The organism is Paraburkholderia sp. MM5384-R2 (assembly GCF_014201025.1).
Lineage (GTDB): Bacteria > Pseudomonadota > Gammaproteobacteria > Burkholderiales > Burkholderiaceae > Paraburkholderia > Paraburkholderia tuberum.
The window spans coordinates 1-17,786 of record NZ_JACHDI010000022.1 but is presented as its reverse complement, the minus strand read 5'-3'; the positions used below and the strand labels follow the sequence as shown (position 1 = coordinate 17,786).

Below are 17,786 nucleotides of genomic sequence, written 5' to 3'. Positions count from 1 at the left end.
CGGCTTGACGGGGCGCAACGCATCTATCCGTTGCTTTGCGACGACGACGCGTTGCGCGACGCGACCCTCGCAACGGCCGCGTTGACCTCGATCGGTGGCTGCCTGTCGCCGAACGGCGGTTCCACGACGAAGCGGTCTATCACGCCCGGCTCGAACACCAGGCAGCAGGTCGATCCGCCGTACTGGAAAAACCCCAACTCATCGCCCTTTCTGACGCGCTGGCCAGGCAACGCCTCGATCATGCACGACGACACGTCCGCCATGCCGACGAACACGCACGCCACCTGTCCCACCGCCGGATCGTCGCACTCGATCACGATCACCGCGCGCGCCGCGAGCGCCGTAATATAGCCCTGAGAATCGTTGAGGCCGCTCGGGTCTTCGCCTATGCATAGCCGAGCACGTAGCCCGCCTCTCGCGCCTGAATGATGGCCCGCGTCATATCCATGCGCAGCACCGGATCGCCTTCGATCAGCGCCGCGAGTTCTTCGACGGCGCGCGTGCGTGGCGCCGTGCGCGCACGTTCGCGCGCTTTGGCGACCAGCATGGTCCGGTAGCGCGCGAGATGCGCTTCCTCGCGTGGCAGCCATCCTCCAAGCCGCCGCCGTTGCGTGCGCGGGCTCGCCACTTCGTCGGTCGTCATGCTTCGCCCTTCTTAAGTGAGTTGCGGATCATTTGGCGCGCGGAGTGCCGAGGCAGTCGTCCGGTTCCTTGCGCCCGCCGCGAATTTGCTCGACGCAGGTCGCGACGGCTTCGGCAACGTTGGCCACCTCCTGTTGCATGTTCTCGTCGCGATCGAGCGTTTCATGACTGGTCGCATAGGGCTCGTAATAGCCGATAAAACGATCGAGCCGCGACTTCGCGCCCGCTTCGACGAAGCCCATCCAGTCGAGCCAATCCGCGAGCGCCCTGCGCGAGTTCTCGATGCCGGCGACGTCGCCATGCACGACGACGCCATAAGCCCGGCCCGCCAGATGCTTCGGATAGTCCCAGCCAGCCAGTTCGAGACGCTTCGCTTCGTCCGGTTTCTTGCCGTGGGTCGAGGTGGGGTCGGGATTGCCGCCGTCGGCGCACACGAGGCGATCCATCATCAGCTTGAGCGGCGCGGACACCTGATACCAGTAGACCGGCGTCACGATCAGCACGCCGTGACAAGCGGCAAAGCGCTCGTAGATCTCGTTCATCCAGTCGTTGACGAGCCCGAGCGAGTGATTCGGATAGCAGCTGCATGGCCAGTGACACAGCGGCATCGCGGTCGACACGCAGCCTTTGCACGGATGAATATGCAGGTCGCGATCGGAGTTCAGGTGCGACAGGTCGAGGAAATCGACGTCGCAGGACCGGCGTTCGAATGCTTGCTGCGCGATTTTGGCGAGCCGGAAGCTCTTCGACATTTCGCCGGGGCACGTGTAGTCGTTGCGCGAGGATGCGTTGATCACGAGCACGCGCGAGCGCGACGCCGGATCGCGCTGCCGCGCCTGCGCCGCCTTGATCCGCTCGCTCGCCGCGCGCCATTCGACCGACAGATCGTAGTCCGGGTCGGCGAATCCCGGCCCGGCCTTTTCCGTGACCGGCGCCTTGCGGCCTTGGCGATAGGCATCCCACGCGATCGCTTCGAGCCGAGCGAGCGCTGCGTCTTCCGCGCGAAACGCCGGGTCGTAGAAGCGGGCCATGAAGCGTTCGTGAAACGCGTCGCGCGACATCGATTCGGTAACCTGACCTTTGCGAACTTCGACAGTGCGAACGTGGTCGGGCGGTTTTGCAGGGGGGCTCATAGTGGAAGTGGCAAGCGGTAGTAGAACCGCAATGGGAGCAAGTGTTATTCCCGCACCGACCCTTCGCGCACCGCGCCGGCGGAATGCTGCTTGCTACTCGCCGGTATGGAATCGGACCAGCGCTTGCTCGTCATCTCACCGCATCTCGACGATGCGGTCCTCAGCTGCGGACTTCTGATCGCCGCGCATCCCGGCGCGGTCGTCTGCACGGTTTTCACCGCGCCGCCCGCCGAGAGCATGACGACCGATTGGGACCGCGCGGCCGGTTTCGCCGACGCGTTCGAAGCGATGCGGGCGCGTCAGGCGGAAGACCGGGAGGCGCTGGGGTTGTTGTCGGCGATTCCCGTGCATCTGCTGTTTCGCGACGCGCAATACCACGCATCGCCTGATGCGGACGAGCTGATCACCGCGTTGAACCACGCTGTTTCCGAAACAAAACCCACGCTGATCGCCATGCCGTTGGGCCTGTTCCATTCGGATCACGTTCTCGTGTCCAATGCCTGTCTCGCACTGATGCGGCGTCAGCCAGCCACGCAGTTCGTCGCGTATGAAGACGTGCCCTACCGGCGCATGTCCGGCGTCGTGCAAGCACGCCTGTGCGACCTCGCGAAACGCGGCTACGCCGCCAACACGCCGCATGCGTTGAACGTGCCCGACACCACGCAACACGAGCATATGAAGCGCGCGGCAATCGACGCCTACCGCAGCCAACTGCGCGCATTCGGTCCCGAAGGACAGGCGAGCCTCTTTTCGCCTGAACGCTGTTGGCAGCTTGGCCGCGACGAATCGGCTCCAGCTACGCAAAACGCGTGACGTACGGCACAAGGTTTGCTGCGTCGTCGCAGTCCAACCGTCGAAGCGATTGCACAGCATGCAAACCAAAGCCCCCCACCCGCGTATTTCGGTCGTCGTTCTCACGTATAACCGTGCGGGCGAATTGCTCACCACCCTGGAACGTCTGCTCGCGTTACCCGAAAACCCGCCGATCATCGTCGCCGACAACGGTTCCACCGACAACACGGTCGCACTCGTCGAAGCGCGCTATCCGAGCGTTCGCGTCGTCGAATGCAACGGCAATCTCGGCGCTGCAGGGCGCAACCACGCGCTCGCGTGCGTCGAGACCGACTATGTCGCGTTCTGCGATGACGACACCTGGTGGGGCCCGAGCTCGCTCGACCGCGCGGTGCAATTGCTCGATGCATGGCCGCGCGTCGGCGTGCTGAATGCGCGTGTCGCGGTCGGCGCGGACAACACGACGGATCCGACCTGTGCGTTGATGCGCGCAAGCCCGCTCGGCCGTGTCGGTCTGCCGGGGCCCTCCTTGATCGGCTTGATGGCGGGCGCGTGCGTGTTTCGCGCGGCGCTGTATCGCGAGATCGGCGGCTATGAGCCGCGTCTTTTCATCGGCGGTGAGGAAGCACTCGTTTCGCTCGACGTGCTCGCGTCGGGACATGCGATCGTCTACTGCGAGCAGTTGACGCTCCATCACCATCCGTCGCCGGTGCGCGACAGCGCGTTGCGCCGTCGCATGCTCGCGCGCAACGCCGCGTGGGTCGCGTGGCTGCGTCTGCCGTTGGGCGAAGCGTTGAGCGCGACTCTGCGCGCCCTCTACGTATTCGCGCGGGAAGGCACGCTGATGCGCGACGGCAGCGAATTGCTGGCCGGGCTCGCGTGGACCGTGCGAGAACGCCGGGTGGTCCCCCGGTCGATCCTCGCGATGCGCGACCGCGTGCGCGCGGCCGAGCGCAATCTCGAGGCGTCCGCAACGACGACTGTTGGTGGCAAGTTCGACGCGCCGATCTGAGACCTCGCTCAGACCTGAATCGCGCGCATCTTTATCGCGGCAACGCCGTGTCCGTGCGCGACGGCGCCTGCGCGAGCCGCCGGATCGCGGCGATCAGTTCTGCGGGCGCCACGGGCTTGTGCAAGTGCGCGTCGAAACCCGCGGTGCGCGCACGCTGTTCGTCGAGCACGTCCGTGTAGCCGGTCAACGCGATCGCCGGCAGCGGCCCGCCCGGAATCGACGGCCGCCCGCCTTCCAGTGCGCGCAAGCGGCTCAGCACGTCATAGCCATCTTCGCCGGCCAGCATCAGATCGCAGAGCAGCACGTGCGGCCATTGCGCCGGGTCCGTCGCGCGCAGCCAGTCCAGCGCTTCGGTGCCCGCTGCACATAGCCGTACGCGTGCGCCGCTCGTGCTCAGCACCGCTTCGAGCGCGTCGCGCGCTTCTTCCTGGTCGTCGATCGCGAGCACGAAGAGGCCATCGAGCGCAGCGGGCTCCGCCGAATCCGGCGCCGTGGGCCCCGACGCCAGTGGCGGCTGCGCATCCGCGACCGGCCGCAGCGGCAGCATCGCCACATAGGCGAGCCGCCCGTTCAGCGGCGTCAGCGTGAAGCTGCCGCCCGCGGCCGCCAGCGCGCTTTCCATCTGCCGCGCCGCCGCCTGCGATAGCTCGGCCGGCTTGTCGCCCATGCCGAGCACGCTGAACCACACGTGGTTGCCGTGCCGCTGCGCGCGCAACGCGATGCGCTGCCCCGGGCTCGCCTGCGCGATCTCATTGCGGCACAACTCGGCGATCAACGGTTGCAGCACGCTCGGATCGCCGGTCACCCGCAGCTCGTGGTCGGACGGCTCCGCGTAGACGACGACGCGCTGCCCGGCGATCTCGTCGTGCAAGGCATCGATCACACCCGCCGTCAATGCGCTGACGCTGACCGATCGCGCGGTCAGCCGGCGCTGCGCGTGTTCGAGTTCACCCTGCTGCCATTGCAGCGACCACATCTTCGCGTACACGCCCTCGCGCGCGAGCAGTTCCCGATGCGTGCCCTGCTCGACCACCTGGCCGTGCTCCATCACCAGAATCCAGTCCGCGTCGACGACGGTGGAAAGTCGATGCGCGATCACGATCGACGTGCGGCCTTGCGCGAGGCGCGTCAGCTCGGTCTGGATCGCGCGCTCGGAGCGCGTGTCGAGCGCCGAGGTCGCCTCGTCGAACACGATGATGCGCGGGTCCTTCAGAATCGCACGCGCAATCGCGATGCGCTGCCGCTCGCCGCCCGATAGCCGCACGCCCCGCTCGCCGACGCGCGTGTCGTAATGGTCGGGCAAGCGCTCGATGAACTCGTCGAGCTGCGCGGCCCGCGCCGCCCGCACGACGTCCGCGCGCGTCGCCGACGGACGTCCATAGGCAATGTTGTAGGCGATCGTTTCATTGAACAGCACGGTGTCCTGCGGCACGATGCCGATGGCCTCGCGCAGACTGCGCTGCGTGAGCATGCCGATGTCCTGCCCGTCGATACGGATCATGCCGCGTTCGGGCCGATAGAGGCGAAACAGCAGCTTCACGAGCGTCGATTTGCCCGAGCCGCTGCCGCCGACCACCGCGAGCGTCTTGCCCGGATACGCGTGAAAGTCGACATCGCGCAGCACCTGCCGCGCCGCGTCGTAGCCGAAATCGACGTGTTCGAACTCGATCAGCCCCGCGCCGACCTTCAGCGGCTGCGCGTCGCGCGCATCGATATCCTCGCCGACGCGGCCGCGCGCCGCCAGAATCACGAACATACGCTCGACGTTGACGAGCGCGTCGTTGGTCTCGCGAAACACGAAGCCGAGCGTGTTCAACGGCATGCAGATCTGGATCAGGTAGGCGTTCACCAGAATCAGATCGCCGACGCTCATGCTGCCGGCCACCACGTGCTGCGCGGCGAGCAGCATGACCGCCGCTACCCCGAGCGCGATCACCGCGCTCTGTCCCACGTGCAATGCGGTCAACGCGTTCTGGTTAGCGATGCGCGCGTGCACCCACTTTTCCAGCACGTTGCCGAGCCGTTGCGTCTCGCTCTCTTCGGTCGCGAAGTATTTGACCGTGTCGTAGTTCAGCAGACTGTCGACGAGCCGCCCGTCCGATTGCGCTTCGAGCAGATTGACCGCGCGCTGGAATGCGACGCGCCGCCGCGTGAACACGAACGTATAGCCCGCATACAGCACGAAGGTCACGACGATCGCGAGCATGAATTCGCGCGCGTAGCTATGCACCATGATCGCGACGATCACCGCGATCTCGAAGAAGGTCGGCACGATCGCGAACAGCGCGGTGCCGAGCAGAAAGCCGATGCCGTCGGCGCCTTTCTGCACGTCGCGCACGATCGCGCCGGTCTCGCGCCGCGCATGAAAGCGCGCGCTCAACCGATGCAGATGCGCGAAGGTCCGCTCGGTCAGCGCCGCGACCGTGCGTTGCACGACGATGCTGAAGACGACGTCGCGCGCCTCGTTCAGCGCGTCACCGAAAAATCGTAGCAGCGCATAGGCGAGCACGAGGAACACTGGAAACGCCACCTGCGCGAGCGGATGGCTCAGTTCGTCGACGATGTGCTTCAGCGTGAGCGGCATCAGCACGGTCGCGAGCCGCGCGGCGATCATCAGCGCGAGCGCCCCGCTGGTCTGCCAGCGATAACGCCATACCGCATGCGCGAGATCGCCGACGATTCGGCGCGTCAGTTCGGAGCGAGGCGGCGGGGCGGAATTCGGCATGAGGTCGGGGTGAGGGCACCCGGAAGAAACGTCGCACAAGTGTGGCGTCGCGCAAGCGGCGCGCCCGGGCGCACGCAAAAAAGGCGCTGGCTCCAGCCCATTTCCGCGCACTTCTTACTTGTTAATTGGGCGGGGTCTTTCGCTCATCCTGGTACCGGCGCGACGCAAGCGGTTCGAAGTTACATGACCGTATGTAGAAACAGGGACGCCACAGCGCTTCTCTTCCTACGAGAAAGGGCACGCTACAGCGCTTCGTACGGTTCCGCGCGACGTTTGCGTCGTTTGTCCGCACCGCAGGATGCGAATGGCACACCACATGCTGAGCGCCGCTTACGAAAGTCAACATCAATAGCCGCTCATCGCAGGAAGGAATACCAATGAAGATCGCCCTGATCAGCGAACACGCGTCGCCACTTGCTGTCGCCGGTGGCGTCGACAGCGGCGGACAGAACATCTACGTCGCGAACGTCGCGCGTCAACTGGTGGAAATGGGCCATCAGGTCGACGTGTTTACGCGCCGCGATCGCGCACTGCTGCCCGAGCGCGTCGACATGGACGGCGTGCGCGTGATTCATGTGCCCGCGGGACCGCCGCGGCAATTGCCGAAGGAACGACTGCTGCCGTTCATGGACGAGTTCGCCGCGTTTCTGAGCGCGTTCTTTCGCCGCGAACCGCAGTCCTACGACGTGATGCACGCGAACTTCTTCATGTCCGGCCTCGCCGCGCTGCAAGTGAAGGCTGCGCTCGGCGTGCCGCTGGTCACGACCTTTCACGCGCTCGGCCGCGTGCGGCGTATCCATCAGGGAACGGATGACGGCTTCCCTGACGAGCGCTTCGCGATCGAAGACGAACTGGTCGCAGGTTCGGACGTGCTCGTCGCCGAATGTCCGCAGGACCAAGCCGATCTGCTCGAACACTATCGCGCCGATCCAGCGCGCATCCAGATCGTGCCGTGCGGTTTCGATGCCGAGGAGTTCATGCCCGTCGAGCGCGAAGCCGCCCGCGATGCGCTCGGCTGGCGCCAGCACGACTTCATCGTGCTGCAACTGGGCCGGCTCGTGCCGCGCAAAGGCATCGACAACGTGGTGCGCGGCGTCGGCGTGCTGAAGCACACGTTCAACGCGGCGGCGCAGCTGTACGTAGTCGGCGGCAATTCGGACGCGCCCAACGAAATCGCGACGCCGGAGATCGCGCGGCTGCGCGAGATCGCCCGCGAATGCGGCGTCGCGGAGCAGACGAGCTTCGTCGGCCGGCGTGGTCGCACGCGGCTGCGCTACTTCTATAGCGCCGCCGACGTGTTCGTGACGACACCCTGGTACGAGCCGTTCGGCATCACGCCGATCGAGGCGATGGCCTGCGCGACGCCGGTGATCGGCGCCGATGTCGGCGGCATCCGCTATTCGATCCTCGATGGCGTGACCGGCTTTCTCGTGCCGCCGCGCGACCCGCACGCGCTCGCCGCGCGTCTCGACCGCTTGCGGCGCGACCCCGCGCTCGCGCGCCGGATGGGCGAAGCGGGTCTCGACCGGGCGCGGACCGGCTTCACCTGGCGCGGTGTCAGCGATGCGCTCGCGCAAATCTATGCACGCGCGGCAAGGCTCGCACCGACCAAAACATTGCTCGACACCGCGTCCGAGCCGGCGCAGCTACCGCTGCGAGCAGCGGCCGGAGCGTCGTCCCGTTGACGACGGCGCACACCGCGCGAACCCGCACGGTGTGTGCATCTGGAACACGCCGCGGCCGGTCCAGCGGCTGCGGCGCGCCTTTTTCCAACTTTTGACCGAAGCTCGCGCGTACCACGAACCATCATGACGCTACCCGCCGTGTTCATCGACAAGGACGGCACGCTGCTCGAAGACGTGCCCTACAACGCCGATCCCGCGCTGATGCGTTTCGCGCCGGGCGCGCGCGAAGCGCTCGCGCTGCTCGCCGCGTACCCGTACGCGCTGTTCGTGATCAGCAATCAGTCCGGCATCGCGCTCGGCAAGTTCGAAGACAGAGCGCTGTTCGACGTAGAACGCCGGCTGCGGCAGATGTTCGCCGAGTGCGGCGCCACGCTCGCCGGCGCGTACTGGTGCCCGCATCATCCCGAGGGCAGCGTCGAGCGTTACGCGATCGTCTGCGACTGCCGCAAGCCCGCGCCCGGCATGCTGCTGCGCGCGGCCGGAGAGCATGAGCTCGATCTCGCCAACAGCTGGTTCATCGGCGACATTCTCGACGACGTCGAAGCGGGCAATCGCGCCGGCTGCCGCACGATCCTGCTCGACAACGGCCACGAGACCGAATGGCGAACCGGCCCGCAGCGCACGCCGGGCGCGCGCGCCGCCGGTCTGCACGAGGCCGCGCAACGCGTCGTATTGCACGGCCTGCCGCCGGGCACCGCGGCGCGCCGCAAGGAGGCGCCGCGGTGAACGCACCTCTGCCACTTGCGCCGCCCAGGCTGGCTCACGCGCGCGCGCCCGATACGTCGCAGCCGGTGTGCTGGGGCGGCGAGGTCAAACGGATTCTGTGCGTGCGCCTCGACAATCTCGGCGACGTGCTGATGACCACGCCAGCGCTGCACGCGCTGCGCGAGTCCGCCGAAGACCGCCATCTCACGCTGCTGGCGTCGCGCAGCGGCGTCGCGCTCGCACCGTTTCTCGACGACGTCGACGATGTGATCGAATACGACGCGCCGTGGGTCGCGCCCGGGTCGACCGTGACGCGCGATCTGCTCGACGATCACCGCATGCAGCAGCGGCTGCGGCGCGGCGGCTTCGACGCGGCGGTGATTTTCACCGTCTATAGCCAGAGCCCGTTGCCGGCCGCGATGCTGTGCTATCTCGCGGGGATTCCGCGCCGCCTCGCGCATTGCCGTGAAAATCCGTACGCGCTGTTGACCGACTGGCTGCGCGAGCCGGAGCCGCAGCAGCGCACACGGCACGAGGTGCAACGCCAGCTCGATCTGGTGCATCACGTCGGCGCGCGGACGGGCGACACCGGCATGCGCTTTCGCGTGCCGCCGGCCGCGCGCCAGTCGCTCGACGCGAAACTGAGGACGCTCGGCATCTGCCGCCACACCGAGTGCATCGTGTTGCATCCAGGTGCGACCGCTGCGTCGCGCCGCTATCCGCCCGAGCGCTTCGGCGAGGTCGCCTCGCAGCTCGCGCGCGAAACCGGCGCCTCGGTGCTCGTGACCGGCGGCGCGAGCGAGCGGGCGCTCGTCGAGACCGTGATGCGCACGGCCGCGCCCGGCACGCGCGCGCAGCTATACGACCTGAGCGGTGCGCTGACGCTCGCCGAACTCGCCGCGCTGCTCGAACGCGCGAGCGTGCTCGTGTCCAACAACAGCGGCCCCGTGCATGTCGCGTCCGCGCTCGGCACGCCGGTCGTCGATCTTTACGCGCTGACCAACCCGCAGCACACGCCGTGGCAAACACCGCAACGCGTGCTGTATCGCGACGTCGAATGCCGCTGGTGCTATCGCAGCGTGTGTCCGCACGGGCATCACGCCTGCCTGCTCGGCGTTCCGACCGACGAGGTCGTGCACGCGGCACTCGAATTGCGGCAAGCGCATGCGCATGCGCCGCGTCGTGGTGTATCGGAGCGCGCCGGTCGCGCCGATGACACGAGCACGCCGTCGCTGATCGATCAGCCAACCGTCCCCTGAACCCACTTCCACTGCCAATGCCATGTACACACTCGGAATCAATGCGGTCTATCACGACAGCGCCGCCGCGCTGCTGCGCGACGGCGTGGTGCTCGCCGCCGCCGAAGACGAACGCTTCACGCACGTCAAGCACGCGAAACGTCCGGTGCCGTTCTCGACCTGGCAGCTCCCGTTCGATGCGATCGACTACTGCCTGAAGGCCGCCGGCATTACGCTCGCCGCGATCGATCACGTCGCTTACTCGTACGACCCCACGCTATTCGGCGGCATGCCGAAGAGTCCGGGCGCGACGATCGCGCTGCCGTTCGATCCGGCCGGCACGCGCCCGGACAACCCGTCCGCGTCGCCGTGGGACCCGCTGTTCCTCAGCTATATCGCCAACGCGAAGGGCCAGCTGCTCGACGGCGCGCCGCATCATCTGCGCAAGCGCTTCCAGGGCGTGGATCGCGAGCACGGCTTCGCATGGCACTTCGTCGAGCACCATCTCGCGCACGAGGCGAGCGCGTTTCTCGCCGCGCCGTTCGACGACACCGCCGTGCTGACGATGGACGGCCGCGGCGAGGGCGTGACGACCAGCATGGGGCAATTCGTCGGGGGCGAGTACCAGCGTCTGAAACAGGTCGAGCTGCCGCACTCGCTCGGGCTGCTCTACGAAGCGGTCACCGACTGGCTCGGCTTCCTGCACTCGTCGGACGAGTACAAGGTGATGGCGCTCGCGTCGTACGGCAAGCCGGCTTATGTCGAGGTGTTCCGCGAGATCGTCCGCTATCGGCAGGACGGCAGCTATACCGTCGACGCTGCGCGGCTGACCGAACGCTTCGGTCCCGCGCGCGAACGTGGCGGGCCGCTCGAACAACGCCACTTCGATATCGCCAATTCGTTGCAGCGCGTACTCGAGGAGACCGTGCTGGAACTCGCGCACTGGCTGCATCGGCAGACCGGCTTGAGCCGGCTCTGCATGGCGGGCGGCGTCGCGCTGAACTGCGTGATGAACTCGAAGGTGCGCGACGCCGGGCCATTCAGCGAAGTGTGGGTGCAACCGGCGGCAGGCGACGCTGGCACCGCGCTTGGCGCGGCACTGTGGACCGATTATCGCGAACGTGCCGCGCGCGGCGACCGCGAACGTCACTGGAAAATGGATCATGCGTATCTCGGGCCCGAATACAGCGAAGCGGAAATCGAGCAGTTCCTGCGCTGGTCGAAAGTACCGTACCGGCGACTCGCCGATATCGCCGGCGAGACCGCCGATCTGCTCGCGCAGGGCAAGGTGATCGGCTGGTATCAGGGGCGCACCGAATTCGGGCCGCGCGCGCTCGGCGCGCGCTCGATCCTCGCGTCGCCGGTCGATCCGCGGATGCAGGCGAAGCTCAACGAGATCAAGGATCGCGAGGACTTCCGCCCGGTCGCGCCGGTCGTGATGGAAGAGGAAGCCAACGAATGGTTCGTGAACGGCCAAACCGCGCCGTTCATGCTGTTCGTGTTCGACGTGCGCGCCGACAAGGCCGCGCGTATTCCGGCCGTGCGGCACGTGGACGGCACCGCGCGCGTGCAGACCATCAACCGCACGCAGCACCCGCTGTACTACGACTTGCTGGCGGCGTTCAAGCAGCGCACGGGCGTGCCGATTCTCGTCAATACGTCGTTCAACACGCGCGGCGAGCCGATGGTGAATTCGCCGCGCGACGCGGTCGAGTCGTTCTGGACCTCGCCGCTCGACGCGCTCGTGATCGGCCCGTTCCTCGTCGACAAGGCGGGGGGCCGCTCATGAACGCCTCGGTCATGTGTCCGTCGCCCCTGCATGGCGGCGTGGCCGCGCGCTACAGCAGCGAAGATGCCGACGAAACCGGCCGCACGTTGCGCACGCAGTCGTGGCCCGACGTGTCGGTGGTGGTGCCCACCTACCGCCGTCCCGCGATGCTCGCGAACTGCCTTGCCGCGCTATGCGCGCAGCAGTTCGCGCCGCACCGCTACGAGATCGTGGTCTGCGACGACGGTCCCGACGACGCCACGCGCGCCTGCGTCGAACGATTCGCGCGCGAGATGGCGCCGCGCGGGCTGGAAGTGCACTACCTGCCGGTCACGCGCACCCAGGGGCCGGCCGGCGCGCGCAACGCGGGCTGGCAGTATGCGCGCGCTTCGCTGATCGCCTTCACCGACGACGACACGCTGCCCGATCCGCACTGGCTGACGGCTGGCGTCGCGGCGCTCGCGCAAGGCGCGACGGCGGCCGCCGGGACGATCGTCGTGCCGCTGCCCTCGCCGCCCGATCTGCCGACCGATTACGAAGCCGACGCGAGCGGCCTCGCGCGCGCCGAATTCGCGACCGCGAACGTGTTCGTCACGCGTGCGGCGCTCGTCGCGACCGGCGGCTTCGACGAACGGTTCACGTCGGCGTGGCGCGAGGATTCGGACCTGCAGTTCACGCTGCTTACCGCGGGCGGCCAGATCGTGCGCGCCCGCGACGCGGTGGTCGTGCATCCGGTGCGGCCGGCGCGCTGGGGCGTCAGCATCGCGCAGCAGAAAAAGAGCCAGTTCGATGCGCTGCTTTATCGCAAGCATCCCGAACTGTTTCGAACGCGCATCCGCTCGCGGCCGCCGCTGCTGTACTACGCGATTCTCTGCGCCGCGTTGCTGGCGATCGGCGGTTCGTTCGCGGATCAGCCGATGCTCGCGGGCGCGGGTTTGATCGCGTGGTGCGGGTTGACCGGCTATTTCTGCGCGCGGCGGCTGCGCGGGCGCAATCACGGCTGGCGCCACGTCGCCGAAATGCTCTGGACGTCGATCCCCATTCCGTTTCTATCGATCTACTGGCGGCTCTATGGCGCCATCCGTTTCAAGGTGTTCTTTCCATGACCCCACCCTCGCTGCTGGCGGCGCTCGCGCCGCGCCGTATCGCCGTGTTTCGCGCGCTGCAGCTCGGCGACATGCTGTGCGCGGTGCCCGCCTTGCACGCACTGCGTGCGGCCGCGCCGGATGCGCATATCGCGCTGATCGGACTGCCGTGGGCACGCGCGTTCGTCGAGCGCTATGCGGGGCTCGTCGACGAGCTGATCGTGTTTCCGGGCGCGGTCGGTTTTCCCGAGCAGCCCGAATCGAACCATGGCTTGCCCGCGTTCTTCGCGCGGATGCGCGAGCGGCGTTTCGATCTGGCGATCCAACTGCACGGCAGCGGCGGCATCGCCAACGATCTGCTGCATCAACTCGGCGCGTGTGCCGACGCCGGCTTCGTGCAGCCCGACGAGGTACCGCGCGAGGGTTGCTTCATCGATTGGCCCGATGCGTTGCCGGAGCCCGAGCGCTATCTCGCGCTGATGAGCGCGCTCGGCGCGCCGGCGCACGACCGGCGTCTGACGTTCCCGCTCACCGAGCTCGACCTCGACGAGTACACCGCGCTGCGCACGTATCACGGCATCGAAGACGAGCGGCTCGTGCTGGTTCACCCCGGTTCGCAATTGCCGTCCCGCCGCTGGCCCGCCGAGCGCTTCGCGGCCGTCGCCGACCACCTCGCCGCCGACGGCTGGCAGATCGCGATCACCGGCACGGCCGCCGAAGCGCCGCTGACCTGCGCGGTGCTCGGCGCGATGAGCGCGCCCGCGCTGCATCTGGCGGGTGCGACTTCGCTCGGCGGACTCGCTGCGCTGGTCGCGCATGCGCGGCTCGTGGTCTGCAACGACACCGGCATCTCGCACATCGCCGCGGCGATGGCGAGCGCGTCGGTCGTGATCGCATGCGGCAGCGACACGCGGCGCTGGGCGCCGCTCGATCATGCGCGGCATCGCGTGCTGGCCGACTATCCGGCGTGCCGGCCGTGCATGTTCCGCGACTGCCCGTATGGTCATCCGTGCGCGCTGAACGTGCAGGTCGAACAGGTGGTCGAGACCGCCCGCGAGCAGCTTGCGCGCGCGCCCGGCGCGCAACCAGGCGCGCCCGGCAGCCTGCATGAGGGAACCGTTTCGCTGTCTTTCGAGGATCTGCACCATGTTGCGTAATTGCCGCCGGCTGCGCGTGCTGACCTGGCACGTGCACGGCAACTACATGTATTACCTGAGCCAGACGCCGCACGATTTCTATCTGGTGACGAAACCCGGTCATCCGCCCGGCTATGCCGGCAAGGTCGGCGTATTGCCGTGGGGCGACAACGTGCACGAGATCGCAATCGACGACGTGCCCAACCACGAGTTCGACGTGGTGCTGTACCAGCATCGCACCCACTGGGACCACGACCGCGAGCGCGTGCTGAGCGCCGCGCAGCAACGTCTGCCACGCGTCTATGTCGAGCACGACCCGCCGCAGGAAAACCCGTTCGAGCAATGGCATTGGGTCGACGATCCCGGCACGCTGCTGGTCCACGTCACGCACTTCAACCGGCTGATGTGGGACAGCGGCGTCACGCCGACGCGCGTGATCGAACATGGCGTCGTGGTGCCCGACGGCGTGCGCTACAGCGGCGAACTGCAGCGCGGCATCGTGGTCGTCAATCATCTGGCGCAGCGCGGCCGGCGGCTCGGCGCGGATGTCTTCAGCGAAACGCGCACGCGCGTGCCGCTCGATCTCGTCGGCATGGACGCACAGCGGCTAGACGGCATCGGTGAGATCGGCAACCTCGATCTGGCCGCGTTCAGCGCGCGCTACCGCTTCTTTTTCAATCCGATCCGCTGGACCAGCCTCGGCCTCGCGATCGTCGAGGCGATGACGATCGGCATGCCGATCGTCGGTCTCGCGACGGCCGAGCTCGCCACCGTGATCCGCAACGGCGAAAACGGCTTCGTGCATACCGACGTCGACGCGCTCGTCGACGTCATGCTCGGGCTGCTGCGCGATCCCGGCGAAGCGCGGCGGCTCGGCGAAGGCGCGCGGCGCACCGCGCTCGAACGCTTTCATATCGACCGTTTCGCGCAGGACTGGCACGACGCGCTGCTGCACGTCACGGCGTGATGCCACGCTCCTTTTCAACGTTCATGCGGTCCAACCACAGGATCACGCACCATGAAAGAACTTACCCGCAAGCGCATTCTGGTCACCGGCGGCGCCGGCTTTCTCGGCTCGCACCTGTGCGAACGGCTCGTCGCGCAGGGACACGACGTGCTATGCGTCGACAACTTCTATACCGGTACGAAGGACAACATCGCGCATCTGCTCGACTGCGCGAACTTCGAACTGATGCGTCACGACGTGACGTTCCCGTTGTATGTGGAAGTCGATGAAATTTATAACCTCGCGTGCCCCGCGTCACCGATCCACTACCAGCACGATCCGGTGCAGACCACGAAGACCAGCGTGCACGGCGCGATCAATATGCTCGGGCTCGCCAAACGCGTGAAAGCGCGGATTTTCCAGGCGTCGACGAGCGAGGTGTATGGCGACGCGCTCGTCCATCCGCAGCAAGAAGACTACTGGGGCCACGTGAATCCCATCGGTCCGCGCTCGTGCTACGACGAAGGCAAGCGCTGCGCGGAAACGCTGTTCATGGACTATCGCCGTCAGCATGGCCTGTCGATCCGCATCGCGCGCATCTTCAACACCTACGGCCCGCGCATGCATCCGGCCGACGGCCGGGTGGTGTCGAACTTCATGATGCAGGCCTTGTGCGGCGAGCCGCTGACCGTCTATGGCGACGGCTCGCAGACGCGTTCGTTCTGCTATGTCGACGACATGATCGACGCCTTCATCCTGCTGATGAACAGCGCCGACGATCCAGGCGGCCCGGTCAACCTGGGCAATCCGCACGAAGTGTCGATGCGCGAGATCGCGCAGCGCGTCGTCGCGGTGACCGGCTCCGCGTCGCCGCTCGAAACACGGCCGCTGCCGGCCGACGATCCGTGGCATCGACAGCCGGACATCTCGTTGGCGACAAAACTACTCGGCTGGCAGCCGGGCACGTCGCTTGACGAAGGGCTGCCGCGCACCGCACGTTATTTCCGCGCGCGCATCGAGGCGAGTCAGCACACGCCGCCGTCTGCGGGCATGGACGGCGCCGGAGTCACGTCCGCTCGCCGTCATTGAGCCAGCGGCGCAGCGCTGCCGACGCAGTGGCGCGTTTCACGCGATTAGTCATGCGAAACGCGCCGCGCGGGCTGCACGATCAGCGATGCGGTAAGGAAGGTGACGCAAACGGCTCCGGCACACGATTTCTACACGGCTGGCGTGTCCGCGCGAATGCGCATCACGGTCTGACGCGACGTGCCGAAGCGTCGCGCGACCTCGCTGACCGACTGTCCTCTGCCGAGCGATTGCAGCACGCGTTGACGCTGCTGCTCGGAAAGCGACGGTGGCCTGCCCGTGTGCTTGCCGCTCGCGCGAACGGCCGCGAGACTGTCGCGGCTGCGCAGGCTGCGGCACGCGGCGTCGAGCCGCACCAGCGCGCGCAATGCCTTCACCGCCGAGGGCTCGGGGCGCCCGGCAAGATCGGTATGGCCGACCTCGACGCAACGCAGCGCCACGCCGGCCTTCCGGCACTGCATGACGGTGGCGAGGATGTCGCGCGCGTTGCAGCCGAGCGCGGCCAGCTCGAGCACGACGAGCGTGTCGCGCGGCGCGATTCGTCGGATCAGACTCTGCAGCTCGGGGCGGTCGCGCGCCTGCGCATAGGTCGGCAGATCTTCGACCACGACCCGCGCGAGCGTGACCATGTAGCCGGCCTTGTCGAGCCGGATCAGCGCCTGCTCGTGCCGAACCGCATCGTGCGCGCCGAACAGATAGATGTGTAGTTTTTCCACTTCGCCTTCGTAGTCACGATCCGCCATTAGCGGCGCTATTACGTCGGGGTGCCGGTTTTTCGAGCGACGACGCCCGGATACGTCGTCACTCATCGCGCTCAGGGCTGCCGCTGGCCGCCCTGATGCGTCGGAGGAGTCTGGTTCTGTTGCTGCTGTCCGCTGTCGCGGCCGGGCTGCGCCGGATTCGACGGCTGACGATTCGAATTCTTGTCCGAAGTCATGACGCTCTCCTATGTGATATTGCGGGTGACCGTGGCTAACCGCGGCCATCGTGATCAAGTCGCAACCACCGTTCCCGGTCCTGCCCGCGCGAGACCGTTGCGGCGCGGGCAAGCAGGCGCCTGGCAATGACGCTTCCGCTGGCGACGCGAGCAGCCCGGTGGAGGAATTTTCAAAGTGTATCAACCGCATTGAACGTCCAATACGGTTGGCGTCGGTATTGGCGCGATTGAACTGTGGTTACGTGGGCGGTAGAGGCGGCAGGTAGCCGCCGCGAAGCAATTGACGGCTCGCTCGCCTCTTTAAGCCGGCTGCGCAGCGTCTTCGCGGCGGCGACCATGTTCGTGAGCGCGGGAATCACTTCAGCCCACTGACGCGTTTTCGGTTCGGTATGGTCAAGAAGTGCAACCGGTAACGAGTGTATGACTGACTGCAAGTATCTGTAATTATTATAGAAATGCAAGTCTGCCAATCCATATTCAGATACGATCTGCGGGCGATACGTCACCTAAAGGCCCTTTTTAACGATTTGCAAGGGATTAGAATACATTTGTCCCCGGTTGACATGCTCAAGCCGAGGTGCGCGGATTCAATTCCAGAATCCCTCAAAGTTGCGGTGTCCAATGGGTTCTTAAGTGGTTAGTTGCATGTAGCGGCGACTTAACCATCGGAGGCTGGCGGTATTCGATCTCGGCCATTCAAGCTAACGCAGGGCGACCGGCAGTTCCCAGACAGGAACGTCCATACCGCACTCTCATCTCTGGACTCGGCTTCGGCCTTAGCCGGCATTACGGCGCGCGGAGTGAGCTTGCCCCCGAAAAACGAATCCCTTGCTGAGTGTGTAAGCTCAAGCAAGGAGAGGAAACGATGACGGTCAAGGCAAAGCGGGCGCAGTACA

15 protein-coding genes and 1 pseudogene are annotated in these 17,786 nt (G+C 66.6%); 10 read left to right on the top strand and 6 right to left on the bottom strand.

Translation table 11 applies throughout. The annotated features are described in order from the left end of the window. Positions 1 to 23: 23 nt before the first annotated feature. The 3 genes and pseudogenes from HDG37_RS40450 to HDG37_RS28440 all read right to left on the bottom strand — a co-directional run. Positions 24 to 386: pseudogene (locus HDG37_RS40450) on the bottom strand (phosphatidylserine decarboxylase); the annotation flags it as partial. Further along, the gene (locus tag HDG37_RS40445) at positions 386 to 643 is read right to left on the bottom strand and encodes a hypothetical protein (RefSeq protein WP_409260253.1); all 258 of its coding nucleotides are present in this window, start codon (positions 641 to 643) and stop codon (positions 386 to 388) included. The pseudogene HDG37_RS40450 and the gene HDG37_RS40445, both read right to left, overlap by 1 nt. Positions 644 to 671: 28 nt before the next feature. Beyond that, the gene (locus tag HDG37_RS28440) at positions 672 to 1,703 is read right to left on the bottom strand and encodes a flavodoxin family protein (protein ID WP_184053344.1); all 1,032 of its coding nucleotides are present in this window, start codon (positions 1,701 to 1,703) and stop codon (positions 672 to 674) included. Between the two features lie 177 nt (positions 1,704 to 1,880). On the opposite strand from HDG37_RS28440, the gene HDG37_RS28435 reads away from it, so the two are divergent. Further along, positions 1,881 to 2,588, top strand: a complete 708-nt coding sequence (locus HDG37_RS28435; RefSeq protein ID WP_184053548.1) for a PIG-L deacetylase family protein — start codon at positions 1,881 to 1,883, stop codon at positions 2,586 to 2,588. Positions 2,589 to 2,646: 58 nt separating this feature from the next. Next, positions 2,647 to 3,579: a glycosyltransferase family 2 protein gene (locus HDG37_RS28430; protein WP_184053341.1), complete on the top strand. Its 933-nt coding sequence runs from the start codon at positions 2,647 to 2,649 to the stop codon at positions 3,577 to 3,579. Between the two features lie 31 nt (positions 3,580 to 3,610). Here the strand turns inward: HDG37_RS28430 and HDG37_RS28425 are convergent, their stop codons facing one another. Beyond that, positions 3,611 to 6,304, bottom strand: a complete 2,694-nt coding sequence (locus HDG37_RS28425) for an ATP-binding cassette domain-containing protein (protein ID WP_184053338.1) — start codon at positions 6,302 to 6,304, stop codon at positions 3,611 to 3,613. A 377-nt stretch (positions 6,305 to 6,681) separates the two neighbouring features. Here HDG37_RS28425 and HDG37_RS28420 point away from each other — a divergent pair, with 377 nt between their 5' ends. The 8 genes from HDG37_RS28420 to HDG37_RS28385 all read left to right on the top strand — a co-directional run bounded on the left by HDG37_RS28420 (position 6,682) and on the right by HDG37_RS28385 (position 15,956). Next, a complete protein-coding gene (locus HDG37_RS28420) occupies positions 6,682 to 7,989 on the top strand; it encodes a glycosyltransferase family 1 protein (RefSeq protein ID WP_184053335.1) in 1,308 nt (435 codons plus the stop codon). A gap of 123 nt (positions 7,990 to 8,112) precedes the next feature. Continuing rightward, complete coding sequence (locus HDG37_RS28415) at positions 8,113 to 8,715, top strand: HAD-IIIA family hydrolase (RefSeq protein WP_184053332.1); 603 nt, start codon at positions 8,113 to 8,115, stop codon at positions 8,713 to 8,715. Beyond that, positions 8,712 to 9,953, top strand: coding sequence for a lipopolysaccharide heptosyltransferase II (gene waaF, locus HDG37_RS28410; protein ID WP_184053330.1), 1,242 nt, complete (start codon positions 8,712 to 8,714; stop codon positions 9,951 to 9,953). The genes HDG37_RS28415 and waaF overlap by 4 nt, the downstream gene beginning before the upstream one ends. Before the next feature lie 22 nt (positions 9,954 to 9,975). Next, the gene (locus tag HDG37_RS28405) at positions 9,976 to 11,721 is read left to right on the top strand and encodes a carbamoyltransferase C-terminal domain-containing protein (protein WP_184053327.1); all 1,746 of its coding nucleotides are present in this window, start codon (positions 9,976 to 9,978) and stop codon (positions 11,719 to 11,721) included. After that, a complete protein-coding gene (locus HDG37_RS28400) occupies positions 11,718 to 12,806 on the top strand; it encodes a glycosyltransferase family 2 protein (RefSeq protein WP_184053325.1) in 1,089 nt (362 codons plus the stop codon). The genes HDG37_RS28405 and HDG37_RS28400 overlap by 4 nt, the downstream gene beginning before the upstream one ends. After that, positions 12,803 to 13,942 (top strand): glycosyltransferase family 9 protein, encoded by a 1,140-nt coding sequence (locus HDG37_RS28395; RefSeq protein WP_184053322.1) that lies wholly within the window; start codon positions 12,803 to 12,805, stop codon positions 13,940 to 13,942. Before HDG37_RS28400 ends, HDG37_RS28395 begins: the two co-directional genes overlap by 4 nt. Next, positions 13,932 to 14,888 carry a glycosyltransferase family 4 protein gene (locus HDG37_RS28390; RefSeq protein WP_184053319.1) on the top strand — a complete coding sequence of 319 codons (957 nt, stop codon included), beginning with the start codon at positions 13,932 to 13,934 and terminating at the stop codon, positions 14,886 to 14,888. Before HDG37_RS28395 ends, HDG37_RS28390 begins: the two co-directional genes overlap by 11 nt. 51 nt (positions 14,889 to 14,939) lie before the next feature. Beyond that, positions 14,940 to 15,956: a UDP-glucuronic acid decarboxylase family protein gene (locus HDG37_RS28385; protein WP_184053316.1), complete on the top strand. Its 1,017-nt coding sequence runs from the start codon at positions 14,940 to 14,942 to the stop codon at positions 15,954 to 15,956. Between the two features lie 128 nt (positions 15,957 to 16,084). On the opposite strand, the gene HDG37_RS28380 is transcribed toward HDG37_RS28385, so the two are convergent. Next, complete coding sequence (locus HDG37_RS28380) at positions 16,085 to 16,696, bottom strand: recombinase family protein (protein WP_184053545.1); 612 nt, start codon at positions 16,694 to 16,696, stop codon at positions 16,085 to 16,087. Positions 16,697 to 16,767: 71 nt separating this feature from the next. Continuing rightward, on the bottom strand, positions 16,768 to 16,890 hold the full coding sequence (locus HDG37_RS39590) for a hypothetical protein (RefSeq protein WP_013094087.1): 123 nt from the start codon (positions 16,888 to 16,890) through the stop codon (positions 16,768 to 16,770). Positions 16,891 to 17,786 lie beyond the last annotated feature (896 nt).

Excerpts from the sequence above, each read along its gene's own strand:
- HDG37_RS28425 (WP_184053338.1), bottom strand. The coding sequence starts at position 6,304 with ATGCCGAATTCCGCCCCGCCGCCTCGCTCCGAACTGACGCGCCGAATC.
- HDG37_RS39590 (WP_013094087.1), bottom strand. The coding sequence starts at position 16,890 with ATGACTTCGGACAAGAATTCGAATCGTCAGCCGTCGAATCCGGCGCAG.
- HDG37_RS28380 (WP_184053545.1), bottom strand. The coding sequence starts at position 16,696 with ATGGCGGATCGTGACTACGAAGGCGAAGTGGAAAAACTACACATCTAT.
- HDG37_RS28415 (WP_184053332.1), top strand. The coding sequence starts at position 8,113 with ATGACGCTACCCGCCGTGTTCATCGACAAGGACGGCACGCTGCTCGAA.
- HDG37_RS28430 (WP_184053341.1), top strand. The coding sequence starts at position 2,647 with ATGCAAACCAAAGCCCCCCACCCGCGTATTTCGGTCGTCGTTCTCACG.
- HDG37_RS28390 (WP_184053319.1), top strand. The coding sequence starts at position 13,932 with ATGTTGCGTAATTGCCGCCGGCTGCGCGTGCTGACCTGGCACGTGCAC.
- HDG37_RS28435 (WP_184053548.1), top strand. The coding sequence starts at position 1,881 with ATGGAATCGGACCAGCGCTTGCTCGTCATCTCACCGCATCTCGACGAT.
- HDG37_RS28395 (WP_184053322.1), top strand. The coding sequence starts at position 12,803 with ATGACCCCACCCTCGCTGCTGGCGGCGCTCGCGCCGCGCCGTATCGCC.
- HDG37_RS28420 (WP_184053335.1), top strand. The coding sequence starts at position 6,682 with ATGAAGATCGCCCTGATCAGCGAACACGCGTCGCCACTTGCTGTCGCC.
- HDG37_RS40445 (WP_409260253.1), bottom strand. The coding sequence starts at position 643 with ATGACGACCGACGAAGTGGCGAGCCCGCGCACGCAACGGCGGCGGCTT.
- HDG37_RS28385 (WP_184053316.1), top strand. The coding sequence starts at position 14,940 with ATGAAAGAACTTACCCGCAAGCGCATTCTGGTCACCGGCGGCGCCGGC.
- HDG37_RS28400 (WP_184053325.1), top strand. The coding sequence starts at position 11,718 with ATGAACGCCTCGGTCATGTGTCCGTCGCCCCTGCATGGCGGCGTGGCC.
- HDG37_RS28405 (WP_184053327.1), top strand. The coding sequence starts at position 9,976 with ATGTACACACTCGGAATCAATGCGGTCTATCACGACAGCGCCGCCGCG.
- HDG37_RS28440 (WP_184053344.1), bottom strand. The coding sequence starts at position 1,703 with ATGTCGCGCGACGCGTTTCACGAACGCTTCATGGCCCGCTTCTACGAC.